We start from the raw sequence: 4,065 nt of genomic DNA, 5'->3' as shown, positions 1-4,065 counted from the left end.
AGTTTACTCTTGCCTAAAATTCTGGACGAAATTACCGTCATGGGAGGAGATTTCTCTATCAATGAGATCGCGATTGGTCAATTACGGTCAGACAGCAGCCACGCCCAGATCAAGGTTTCCGCTAAAGATGAAGAGACACTTCAGAAGATTCTGACTCAAATCGCCCAGCATGGCGCAGTTCCCGTACATCAACACGACTGCATTTTAGAGCCGGCAGATATGCAGGGAGCGTTTCCTGAAGGATTTTACTGCTCCACCAATCAGAAAACGGAAATTCGCATTGCAGGGAACTGGATTCCCGTTGAACGACAGGAAATGGACTGTGGCATCGTAGTCAGTCCTGATCGGCAATCGGCCCATTGTCTGCCCATGGCTGATGTTCAAAAGGGTGAACTGGTGGTAATCGGTCTCCAGGGAACCAGAGTGATTCCAACAGAACGCAGCGCCCCCGAAGTTTCCAGTTTCTCTTTCATGAACAGTACCGTCTCCAGTGAAAAACCCAAAGGGGTTACCGTCAGAGAGATTGCAGCTGAAATGCGGCGTGCCAGACAAGGTTCCGGAAAAATCCTGGTTGTGGCAGGTCCTGCGGTCGTGCATACCGGCAGCAGAAATCACTTCAGCAAACTGATCAGGGAAGGGTACGTCAATCTTCTGTTCGCCGGGAATGCACTGGCCACACATGATATCGAAGAGTCTTTCTACGGAACCAGTCTCGGCATTTCAATGGAACATGGCGGTTCTACTGAAGAAGGCCACGAACACCACTTACGAGCGATTAATCGTATTCGACGTTTGGGCAGCATTAAGCAGGCCGTCGATCAGGGCGTGCTGAAATCCGGAATCATGTATGAATGCGTGAAAAATAATGTGCCATTTCTGTTGGCGGGCAGCATACGTGACGATGGCCCTTTGCCCGACGTCATTACCGATTCCGTGGAAGCGCAACGCAAGATGCGTGAACTGGTGCAGGGGGTCTCATTCTGTTTGATGATTGCCACAACTCTGCATTCCATTGCCGTTGGAAATCTGTTACCGGCCAGTGTGAAAGTCGTTTGCGTCGATATCAATCCGGCAACGGTAACAAAACTGGCTGATCGTGGCACCTTTCAGACCATTGGTCTCGTCACCGATGTGGAACCGTTTTTAAGAGTCCTGCTGGATGACATCAATAAACCGGAATGATTGTTTTGCTTTGGTGGTCGCCCCGCTATAATGGGGTTCACACAATGATGGAATCTGATTTTCTCAAATCGATAGATAAAGCACCCGCTGGGGAATGAATTGATGCAGGAATCGACACAGAAAAAATATCATCTCGCTGATTTTTCCCAAATCGAGGGGACTGCTTGCCCCTGTGGAACGGCGCGGCGCGCATTTGCCGATGTTGCCGAGTTCCCGGGCACATTACACGTCACTGAGATCTCCGATACGGCCGAACTGCACTATCATCGGAAACTGACGGAAACCTATTATTTCCTGGAGTGTGACGAAGATGCTCAGATGCAACTGGATGATGAACTCATTCCGGTACATGCGGGTATGTCAATTGTCATTCCCCCCGGAATTCGGCACAGAGCGATTGGTACGATGAAAATCATCAATATCGTCTTTCCTAAATTCGATCCGGAAGACGAATGGCTTGATTGACCATCAAATCATGTGAGATTATTTTCATTGCAATACGGGCAGGCTTCTCCATAAATGATCTTCCCGCAATTCGTACATTCATGTGCGCCGTATGTCGGACGATCTGGCGTCACCCAGCGCTGATAAGCGAGAAATCCAAATACGCTCGCGACAAAGGCTGCAAAAAAGATCGCAGGCACTTCCGTGCCATAAGAGCGGAGAATGACATATACCGTAACGATCGCACAAATCAGAAAGATGATCGCATCCCGCATCCGCTCGCGGTGATGATCACTGGCATCATAAACATTTTTGCCCTGCTGCTGCAGAATCTGATGCAATAATTTATCGCGTTCTACCTGAAGTTGCCGGGCTTCTTCGGTTGCCCCCGCAGCAGATAACAGTCTGGAAGCCGTATCGAGAATTCTGAGCGTATCGGCCGTATTAATCTGACTTTGATGCGCCCAGCGATTGCGATATTCTCTTAATTCACCAACAAAACTTCTCTCCAGTGGAGTCAGCCGATTGCGAAAGACACTGTTCCAGTGGTCCCACAAAATCAATAATGTGGAATGGGCGTCCCAACGGATGGCCTCTCCTTCGGGTTGAGAAGTCACAGGAGAATTACGGAAACTCTCTTTAGCGCGGTCAATCCAGGCATCCTGGTAAACGGCTTTCATTTCCTGCTCAATGATCGGACAGAGACCGCTGCCCAGTAATTCCAGAGTCAGTTTGATGCGCTCGTTATCACCGGCCACACGAATCCCCTTAAATCGCCTTCAATACTAAATTCAGCCTGGAGAATGATACCGTAACGCTTAACAGACCGATATGCATGAACAATATTTCGCCATTTTGGGGATCAGGTCAAGCATCTCTACTTCATAAATGGCACAAAGCTGGGGATTTATGTGCCCAAAATTACGAAAAAGCCGTTTAATTGACTAGAACGATCCTGAGTGACTATGTCAGGCGATCAGATCTTCGACCACCTTCCCATGAACATCCGTCAGCCTGAAGTCTCGACCTGCAAATCGATAGGTCAATCGCTCATGGTCAAAACCAAGCAGCTTGAGTAGCGTGGCATGCAGATCGTGTACGTGTACCTTATTTTCTACTGCAGCGAATCCAAATTCATCAGTGGCGCCATAAGCCTGCCCACCTTTCACTCCCCCGCCGGCCAGCCAGACTGTAAAGCCATGATTATTATGGTCGCGTCCGTTCATTTTGCCGGCGTTTGAACCAGGCGTCGGCATTTCCACGACAGGGGTTCTTCCAAATTCGCCGCCACACATCACAATCGTATCCTGAAGCAACCCTCTTTGCTTCAAGTCTTTCAGCAAAGCGGCAATCGGCTGAGAACATTGTCGGGCTAAATTCCTGTGCCCCTTTTCGATATCATCATGATTGTCCCAGGGTTGACCTTCCCCATGCCAAAGCTGCACATAACGTACGCCTCGCTCGACGAGCCTGCGGGCAATCATCATTTGCCGCGCGTGAACTCCGGAACCATACATCTCGTGAATATGTTTCGGTTCCTGATTCACATCAAACACATCAGAGGCCTGCATCTGCATGCGATAAGCCAGCTCAAATGATTGAATACGGGATTCCAAAGCCGATTCTTCAGAGCGAACAGACTGATGTCTGCGGTTTAATGCCTGCAGCAAATCGAGCTGATGACGCTGTTCGGGCAAAGATTGTTTTTTGTTTTTAATGTTCGAAATCAGTTTTTCAATATCAGTGTGTTTCGTATCGAGGTGAGTTCCCTGATACGCACCCGGCAAAAAAGCCGATCGCCAGTTGGCAGATTCGGTAATCGGGTACCCGCCCGGACACATGACAACAAAACCGGGGAGATTCTGGTTTTCCGTTCCCAGTCCATAAGTGACCCAGGCTCCCATACTGGGGCGCGGCTGGATGAGGTCACCACAATTCATCATCATCAAAGAGGGCTCATGGTTGGGCACGTTTGTGTACATGGAGCGAACAAACGCAATATCGTCGACACACTCACCCAGCTCGGAAAAGATTTCGCTCACTTCCAGACCACTCTCGCCGTACTTTTTGAATTTGAAGGGAGAAGGGAGTGAGGCTCCGGTTTTTCGCTCGGTACGCAGATTTTCGGTTGGCAGCATTTTCCCTGCGTATTTCGCCAAAGCGGGTTTCGGATCAAACGTATCAACCTGCGAGGCACCCCCATTCAAAAAGATATGAATGACGTGTTTCGCCTTGGGAGAGAAGTGGGCGATTTTGGGAGCCATCGGTGATTCACTGCGACCTGTGGTTGCCCCCGAGGCGTCTTCCAGTAAACCCTGTGAAGCCAGCATGGAGGCCAAACCCATAGATCCCAGGCCGGTTCCACAGCGCTGCAGCATCTGCCGCCGTGTGATTATCGGTTCACAATTGAAATGTCGATTTGTTTCAGCCATCAGAACT

Annotated in this window: 4 protein-coding genes; 2 read left to right on the top strand and 2 right to left on the bottom strand. The window is 49.5% G+C overall.

Annotated features, from left to right (window positions below):
* Both Q0294_RS17750 and Q0294_RS17745 read left to right on the top strand, forming a co-directional pair.
* A partial coding sequence (locus Q0294_RS17750) for a TIGR00300 family protein (protein ID WP_299468128.1) occupies positions 1–1,182 on the top strand: 1,182 nt, incomplete at its 5' end.
* A gap of 102 nt (positions 1,183–1,284) precedes the next feature.
* A complete protein-coding gene (locus tag Q0294_RS17745; RefSeq protein WP_299468126.1) occupies positions 1,285–1,647 on the top strand; it encodes a cupin domain-containing protein in 363 nt (120 codons plus the stop codon).
* Between the two features lie 8 nt (positions 1,648–1,655).
* Here Q0294_RS17745 and Q0294_RS17740 read toward each other — a convergent pair whose 3' ends face one another.
* The gene (locus tag Q0294_RS17740; protein ID WP_299468124.1) at positions 1,656–2,384 is read right to left on the bottom strand and encodes a Swt1 family HEPN domain-containing protein; all 729 of its coding nucleotides are present in this window, start codon (positions 2,382–2,384) and stop codon (positions 1,656–1,658) included.
* A 210-nt stretch (positions 2,385–2,594) separates the two neighbouring features.
* Positions 2,595–4,058, bottom strand: coding sequence for a DUF1501 domain-containing protein (locus tag Q0294_RS17735; protein ID WP_299468130.1), 1,464 nt, complete (start codon positions 4,056–4,058; stop codon positions 2,595–2,597).
* Between the last annotated feature and the right edge of the window lie 7 nt (positions 4,059–4,065).

It is taken from the genome of uncultured Gimesia sp. (genome assembly GCF_937919775.1).
In the GTDB taxonomy this organism is placed as follows: domain Bacteria; phylum Planctomycetota; class Planctomycetia; order Planctomycetales; family Planctomycetaceae; genus Gimesia.
Note: the sequence above shows the minus strand (reverse complement) of the source record. Positions and strands in the feature narration are given on the sequence as shown.

Excerpts from the sequence above, each read along its gene's own strand:
- Q0294_RS17745 (WP_299468126.1), top strand. The coding sequence starts at position 1,285 with ATGCAGGAATCGACACAGAAAAAATATCATCTCGCTGATTTTTCCCAA.
- Q0294_RS17735 (WP_299468130.1), bottom strand. The coding sequence starts at position 4,058 with ATGGCTGAAACAAATCGACATTTCAATTGTGAACCGATAATCACACGG.